Here is a 6,820-nt window from a genome sequence, read left to right on the forward strand (position 1 = left end):
GCACCTCGCCCCGGCTGCCGTCCGCCTGCCGCCACTGCGCCGCACCCTGGCCCGCCGCACCGCCGGCCACGGCACCGCGCCGGGCCACGTCGCCCTGACCTTCGACGACGGCCCCGATCCGCGCAGCACCCCGTACGTCCTCGACGCGCTGGACGAACTCGGCGCCCGCGCCACCTTCTTCCTGCTCGGCGCGATGCTGGAGCGCGCCCCCGCGCTCGGCCGCGAGCTGGTGCTGCGCGGCCACGAGGTGGCCGTCCACGGCTGGTACCACCGGCCGCAGTGGTACCCGGCCCCCGCCCGCGACCTGCGCGAACTGCGCCGTGCCGCCGAGGCCGTGACCGAACTCTGCGGGGCCCGTCCGCTCTGGTACCGCCCGCCGTACGGTGTCCTGGCCGCAGGCCCGGCCCTGGCCGCCCGCCGTCTCGGCCTGCGCAGCGTGCTGTGGACCGCCTGGGGCCGCGACTGGGCGGCGGGGGCCACCGGCGAGTCCGTCTACGCGACCGCCCGCCCCGGCCTCACCGGCGGTGCCACCCTCCTGCTGCACGACTCCGACTGCACCTCCGCCCCCGACTCCTGGCGCGCCACCCTCGCCGCGCTCCCGCTGATCGCCGACCACTGCCGCACCCACCGGCTGACCCTCGGCCCCCTCCGCGACCACCGGGTGCCGCCGCCCGTCGGCGGGGACCGTCCGGTGTGACGGACACGTCGTCAGGACCGCCGGACACCGGTACCCCCAGCGCACCGGCACGGTGACCGGCACCCTCACCTGCTCGGGCACCATCGGCGTGCGCCGAACCCTCGGCCACCCCGGCCTCACCGGCTTCGGCTATCCCAGTCCCACCCGCCGCAGCGCCGCTCCGAACCCCTCCTGCCAGGCCGCCGGTGTCGCCCCGGCGGACGGCGGGGGCTCGGGGCGGCCGAGCGCGGCCAGGGCGTTGCGGACCACCTCGGCCGGGTGGGCGGTGGCGACGTCGGCGTGGCCGAGTTCCAGCTCGTGCTGGAGGTTGTCGCGTCCGTGCCCCTGCACGATGTCGAGGAGCAGCAGCCGCCGGCCCAGTGCCCGGGCCTCGCTGCAGGTGTCGCCCGAGCTGGTGACCACCAGGTCGGCGGCGGCCATCAGCGCGGGGACGCGCTCGGTGTAGCCGAAGGGGTGCAGCCGGGGCTCGCGGCGCGCGGCACCCCGCAGCCGGCGCTCCAGTTCCCGGTTGTGCCCGGCCACCGCGAGCACGTGCGGTCCGGCGGCGGCCAGCGAGGCGGCGGTTCGGGCGAGCGGGCCGAGCCCCCAGGAGCCCGACATCAGCAGCACGCACGCGGCGCCCGCCGGCACGCCCAGCTCCGCGCGTGCTGCGGCCCGTTCCGGCGGGCCGTAGAACGGTTTCCGCAGCGGCGCCGGCACGACGACGATGTCGGCGTCCGGCCGGTACCGCCGCACCGCACACGCGGCGACCTCCGAGGTGACCAGGAACAGGTCCGTCCCCTCCTGCACCCAGAGCCGGTGCGGCGTCACGTCCGTGCAGAAGACGAAGTGCCGGAACTCCCGCTCCGGTGCCTGCCGCAGCAGCCGGTTGACCGCCGAGGTCGCGGTGGCGAACACCGAGACCACCAGCTGCGGCCGCTGTGCCCCGATCAGCTCCCGCAGCGCCGGGACCAGCCGGTTGCGGGCCGCGGCGTCGGCGAGCAGGGCGATCCGGGCGCCCGGCCGCAGCGCCGAGAAGTGGAAGGCGTCGTACACCCCGGGAAGGTCGAGCAGCCGGCGGAACACCGCCTCCCCGGCCGCGCCCGAGCGCCGCCCGAGCAGGGCCATGGCGTCGACGGTGCGGGTGGTCCAGCCGTACTCCCGCAGGGTGTCCGCGCAGGCCTGCGCCATCACGTCGTGGCCCTGCCCGAGCGAGCCGGAGACCAGCAGGGCGTGCGGCATCGGACGGCCCCGTCAGGCGCCGGCGGCCGAGCCGACGGTGGCCCGGTACCAGTCCGCGTACCGCCGTACGCCGTCCGTGAAGTGGGTGCTCGGAGACCAGTCCAGCAGCCGCTTGGCCTGTGCCGAGGAGATCCGCCGCCCCGTGTAGTCGGCCTTCCGCCCGTCGATGTGCTCGATGGTGACGGGCCCCAGCAGGCCGTCCACCGTGTCGGCGATGTCCCGCACCGAGACGGCCGTCGAGCCCTCCAGCGCGAAGGTCCGGTCCTCGGCGGCGGGGGAGAGGACCCGGACGTGGGCGTCCGCGAGATCCTCGACGTAGACGAAGTTGCGGCTCTGCCGGCCGTCCCCGGCGATGGTGATCGGCCGCCCGGCCAGCGCGGCCTGGACGAACCGGGCGACGACCAGCTCGTCCCGCATCCGGGGGCCGTACGGGATGCCGTAGCGCAGGATGGTGAAGTGCTGCCCGTAGAGCTCGCGGTAGCTGTGAACCAGCATCTCGGAAGCGAGCTTGGTGGCCACGTACAGATGGCCGCTGTGCTCCAGCTCGATCGGCACGTGTTCGTCCAACTCCTGCTCGCCGCTGTCGAGTTGACCGTCGGCGATAGCGGCGCCGTAGACCCAGACGGTGCTCGCCAGCACGGTCCGGCTCAGGCCGCTGCGCCGGGCGGCCTCCAGGACGGCCTCGGTGCCGTCGATGTTGGTCCGCACCGCGCGGACCGGGTCGGCGCAGACCTGCTCGACGTCAGCCATGGCGGCCAGGTGGTAGACCACCTCGCTGCCGGACAGCGCGGCGGTGAGGGCCTTGAGATTGAGGACGTCGAGCCGCGCGTGCTCGGCGTCCGGGTTGAGGTACTTGTCGGTGGTGTCCACCGCGAGGACGTCGTGGCCGGCCGCGATCAGGTGGTCCACGACGTGTGAGCCGATGAACCCGCAGCCCCCGGTGACGGCTATCCGCACGATCTTGCTCCCTTCGCTCCGGCCAGTCGCCGGTACACCGCGGAGACGGCGTCGATCACCTGCTGCGTCTCGTCCTCGGTCATGTCGGAGTGCACCGGCAGGCAGACCTGCCGCGCGCAGACGTCCTCGGCCACCGGCAGCGGCCCGCGCCGGTACGGGGCGAGCACCGGCTGGAGGTGCAGCGGCAGGTCGTAGACCTCGCCGGACAGCCGCACCCCGTGCTCCTCGGCCACCGCCCGCTTGAACTCCGCGCGGTCCACACCGGACGGCAGCAGCGCCACGTACTTGTAGTAGTTGCCACGGCAGCCGGGCGGTTCGAGCACCGGGTCGAGGCCGTCCAGCCCGGCGAGGGCGGCGTCGTAGCGGCGGGCGACGGCGCGGCGGGTCTCGATGAACTCCTTCAGCCGGCGCAGGTGCACCGCACCGATCGCGGCGTGCGGCTCGCTCATCCGCCAGGCGTAGCCGGGCTTCACGTGGTGGTTGGTGGTGAAGGAGCCCTTGCCCTGGTCGCGGTGGACCCGGGCCTCGTCGCGCAGCTCCGGCGACTCGGTGAGGATCATCCCGCCCTCGCCGCTGGTGGTGACCTTGGTCGGGTAGAAGGAGAAGGCCCCGGCCAGGCCGAAGGTCCCGGCGGCGCGCCCGTCGAAGGTGCTGCCGTGGGCGTGCGCGGCGTCCTCGACCAGCGGGACGCCGCGCCGGTCGCACAGCGCGCGCACGGCGTCGACCTGCGGGCCGATCAGCCCGCCGATGTGCACCAGGACGACGGCGGCGGTGTCCGGGGTGAGCGCCGCCTCCAGGGTCTCGGAGGAGAGCGCGAGGGTGGCCGGGTCGACGTCGGCGAAGACCGGTCGCCCGCCCGCGTGCACCACCGCGCCGGCGGTCGCGTAGAAGGTGACGGCGGGGACGACCACGTCGCGGCCCCGGACGTCGATGCTGCGCAGGATCACCTCCAGCGCCGCCGTGCCGCTGCTCACCGCGACGGCGTGCGAGGCGCCGTGCTCGGCGGCGAAGGCCTGCTCGAAGCGCTCGGTCCACGGACCGAGGGTCAGCGCGCCGGTGGTGAGCATCTCGGTCACCGCTTCGGCGACCGCCGCTCGGTCGCTCTGGTCGAACACGATGCGGGCGGCTGGAACGCCCATGGGGCACCTCCGGCGGCGGGCTGCGAAAGCAGCACCGATCGGGTCGGATCATCCCGAACCGCACGACAGCGGACGGGTCAGGCACATCACGCTACTTCGCCCACCGGTCCGCGGCCCGCGGTCGCCGCCCGCGCGGGTGACCGGAACTGCTTCCGCCGCAGGTCCGGGCACTGCTTCCGGCGTGGGGCGTGCGCTCCTCCGTGCGGGGGAGGGCACTACTGCGTCCGCAGTACGCAAACGGCCTGCGCAGGGACGACGACGGAGTGGGGGTCGGCGATCAAGGATGGGTCATGCTGCGGCGGACCGCGTCCACCAGGACGCCCGGCCGGCCGTGGCGCGTCCGTTTCCGAGAACCGCATCCGAAGGAGTCCGCTCTCCCGTGGCCACGTTCCTCTACCGTCTGGGCCGATGGGCCTTCGTCCGGCGCAGGCTGGTGACCTTCCTCTGGGTCGCCGTACTGGCGGTCGGCGGGGTCCTGGCGGCCAAGGCGCCCGCCGCACCCGACGACGGCTTCGCGATGCCCGGCACGGAAGCGCAGAAGGCCTTCGACCTGATGAACGAGCGCTTCCCCGGCGGCCACGCCGACGGCGCCTCGGCGCGACTGGTGTTCGTCGCCCCCTCCGGCCAGAAGATCACCGCCGCGCCCAACCAGCAGGCGGTCGAGCGGACGGTCGACGAGGTCGCCCGGTCCGAGCAGGTCACCGGCGCGGTGAACCCGTTCACGATGCAGGGCGCCGTCTCCACGGACGGCACCACCGCGTACGCGACCGTGAGCTACTCCGCCAAGGCGGGAGAGGTGTCCAAGGGCGCGACCGACGCCCTGGAACAGGCTGCCCAGCACGGCCGGGACGCCGGGCTCAAGGTCGAGATCGGCGGCAACGCGCTGATGGCCACGGGCGAGGCGGGCGGCAGCAGCGAGGCGATCGGCATGGCGCTGTCGGCCGTCGTCCTGGTGATCACCTTCGGCTCGCTGGTCGCGGCCGGGCTGCCGCTGCTCACGGCGCTGGTCGGCGTCGGCCTCGGCATGTCGCTGATCACCGCGCTCGGCAGCACGCTGGGGCTCTCCGCCACCACCGGCACGCTCGCCATGATGCTCGGCCTGGCGGTCGGCATCGACTACGCGCTGTTCATCGTCTCCCGCTACCGCGCCGAGCTCGCCGAGGGCCGCACGCCCCAGGAGGCGGCCGGCCGGGCCGTCGGCACTGCCGGGTCCGCGGTGGTCTTCGCCGGCCTCACCGTGGTGATCGCGCTCGCCGGCCTCTCCGTGGTCGGCATCCCGATCCTGGCCAAGATGGGCATGGCCGCCGCCGGGACGGTCGTCATCGCCGTACTGGTCGCGCTCAGCCTGGTCCCCGCGCTGCTCGGCTTCATCGGCCGCAAGGTACTGCCCCGCAAGGCCCGCAAGGCCCACGGTGTGGCCCCGGCCGCGAAGGAGAACGGCGGCGCCCGCTGGGCCCGCTTCGTGCTGCGCCGCCCGCTCGCGGTGCTGCTCGGCGGTGTCATCGGCCTCGGGGTGCTCGCCGCCCCGGCGCTCGACCTGCGGCTCGGCCTGCCGGGCGACGAGGCCAAGCCCACCTCCACCACCCAGCGCCGCGCCTACGACCTGCTCTCCGAGGGCTTCGGCCCCGGCTTCAACGGCCCGCTGACGATCCTGGTGGACGTCAAGGGCGCCGCCGACCCGAAGGCCGCCGCGAGCGAGGTCGCCAAGAAGGTCTCCGGTGTGCACGGGGTCATCGCGGTCACGCCGCCGATGTTCAACAAGGAGGGCGACACGGCCCTGCTCAACGCCGTCCCGGCGACGGGCCCGAGCGAGGCCGAGACCAAGGACATCGTGCACGCCATCCGCGGCGACGCCGCCGGCCTGAAGTCGGCCACCGGGGCGACGGTCCTGGTCAGCGGCACCACGGCGATGAACATCGACGTCTCGCAGAAGCTCAGCGACGCGCTGCTGCCCTACCTCGCGGTGGTGGTCGGCCTCGCGGTCATCCTCCTGCTGGTGGTCTTCCGCTCCGTCCTCGTCCCGCTGAAGGCGGCGCTCGGCTTCCTGCTCTCGGTGGTCGCCGCGCTCGGCGCCGTGGTCGCGGTCTTCCAGTGGGGCTGGCTGGCGAACCTGATCGGCGTGGAGCAGACCGGCCCGGTGATGAGCATGATGCCGATCTTCATGATCGGTGTGGTCTTCGGCCTCGCCATGGACTACGAGGTGTTCCTGGTCACCAGGATCCGTGAGGGTTTCGTCCACGGCGAGCAGCCCGGCGAGGCGATCGTCACCGGCTTCCGGTACAACGCCCGGGTGGTCACCGCGGCCGCGTTCATCATGATCGCCGTCTTCGCGGGCTTCATCGGGATGAGCGAACCGATGATCAAGATGATGGGTCTGGGACTCGCTGCGGCCGTCGCCTTCGACGCCTTCGTCGTCCGGATGACCATCGTTCCGGCCGTCCTCGCCCTGCTCGGCCGCCGCGCCTGGTGGCTGCCGGCCTGGCTCGACCGGCTGATACCGGACGTGGACGTCGAGGGCAGCAAGCTGGCGACCGCCGCCCGCGAGTCGGCCCCGGCCCGGGAGTCGGTCACCGTCTAGACCGGCTACCGCCTGGCCCGGCCCGCCGGCAGGCGGGCCGAGCCAGGCGCCACTCCGGACCCGGCCCGGCCCCGCCTTGGCCAGGTCCGTCACCGGCCGGCTCGGACACCGTTTCGAGCCCAACCGTTACCGTTGCTGTCGGAGGCCGCCGCCCACGCGGAGGCCTCCGGCCCGGCCGGCCCGCCCCCACCAGGGTCGGCGCGCACGAGCCGGCGCTGCCCGGCGAGG

At 74.3% G+C, this 6,820-nt stretch carries 5 protein-coding genes; 2 read left to right on the plus strand and 3 right to left on the minus strand.

Translation table 11 applies throughout. From position 1 onward, the window contains the following. Window positions 1-697: polysaccharide deacetylase family protein (locus KS423_RS34145; RefSeq protein WP_224283633.1), on the plus strand; the 697-nt coding region annotated here is incomplete at its 5' end. A 129-nt stretch (window positions 698-826) separates the two neighbouring features. On the opposite strand, the gene KS423_RS34150 is transcribed toward KS423_RS34145, so the two are convergent. From KS423_RS34150 to KS423_RS34160, 3 genes are read right to left on the minus strand one after another with little or no spacing between them, the layout of a single operon-like run. Continuing rightward, window positions 827-1,918: a hypothetical protein gene (locus KS423_RS34150; RefSeq protein ID WP_224283634.1), complete on the minus strand. Its 1,092-nt coding sequence runs from the start codon at window positions 1,916-1,918 to the stop codon at window positions 827-829. 12 nt (window positions 1,919-1,930) lie between these two features. Continuing rightward, complete coding sequence (locus KS423_RS34155; protein WP_224283635.1) at window positions 1,931-2,875, minus strand: NAD-dependent epimerase/dehydratase family protein; 945 nt, start codon at window positions 2,873-2,875, stop codon at window positions 1,931-1,933. Further along, a complete protein-coding gene (locus tag KS423_RS34160) occupies window positions 2,866-4,014 on the minus strand; it encodes a DegT/DnrJ/EryC1/StrS aminotransferase family protein (RefSeq protein ID WP_224283636.1) in 1,149 nt (382 codons plus the stop codon). The genes KS423_RS34155 and KS423_RS34160 overlap by 10 nt, the downstream gene beginning before the upstream one ends. A 379-nt stretch (window positions 4,015-4,393) precedes the next feature. Between KS423_RS34160 and KS423_RS34165 the strand changes: the two genes are divergently transcribed. Further along, window positions 4,394-6,592, plus strand: a complete 2,199-nt coding sequence (locus KS423_RS34165) for an MMPL family transporter (protein ID WP_224283637.1) — start codon at window positions 4,394-4,396, stop codon at window positions 6,590-6,592. The last annotated feature ends 228 nt before the right edge of the window (window positions 6,593-6,820 follow it).

The sequence above is a fragment of the Streptomyces sp. LS1784 genome (genome assembly GCF_020103755.1).
In the GTDB taxonomy this organism is placed as follows: domain Bacteria; phylum Actinomycetota; class Actinomycetes; order Streptomycetales; family Streptomycetaceae; genus Kitasatospora.